This is a genomic window from Bacillus sp. 05T31 (genome assembly GCF_056396725.1).
The window spans coordinates 1-373 of record NZ_JBFTMA010001493.1 but is presented as its reverse complement, the minus strand read 5'-3'; the positions used below and the strand labels follow the sequence as shown (position 1 = coordinate 373).

1 protein-coding gene is annotated in these 373 nt (G+C 30.6%); it reads left to right on the top strand.

Annotated elements, in window-relative coordinates; translation table 11 throughout:
- Positions 1-64 precede the first annotated feature (64 nt).
- A partial coding sequence (locus AC1DJR_RS34015; RefSeq protein WP_477004675.1) for a hypothetical protein occupies positions 65-373 on the top strand: 309 nt, incomplete at its 3' end.

Below are 373 nucleotides of genomic sequence, written 5' to 3'. Positions count from 1 at the left end.
CTCTAGCTTAATCCTCTTTTTGTATGATGAATAGTGAAGACAAAGACATGAAAGAGGGATGACAATGCGAATTATATCACTGACACGTTTTTGGTTTGTTCTTATGGTATGCATAATTTTATGTATAGGGTTTCTTTTAACTCTAAACTATTCAAATGTTTCAAAAGCAGAAAGAAAAACAATTCCATACGAACTTCTGTATACAAAACAAAACAACATCCCGTATTCCTCTTCCACACAAAATGAAAAAAAAGTTATAAAAGGAATGCTTATTACAGAAGCTTCTAGTTATGAAAACCTACTTCAAATCGCTGAAACGATTAAAGATCAATATAAAAATAAAGACGTTGATGAAATAACACTCTCTATCCAT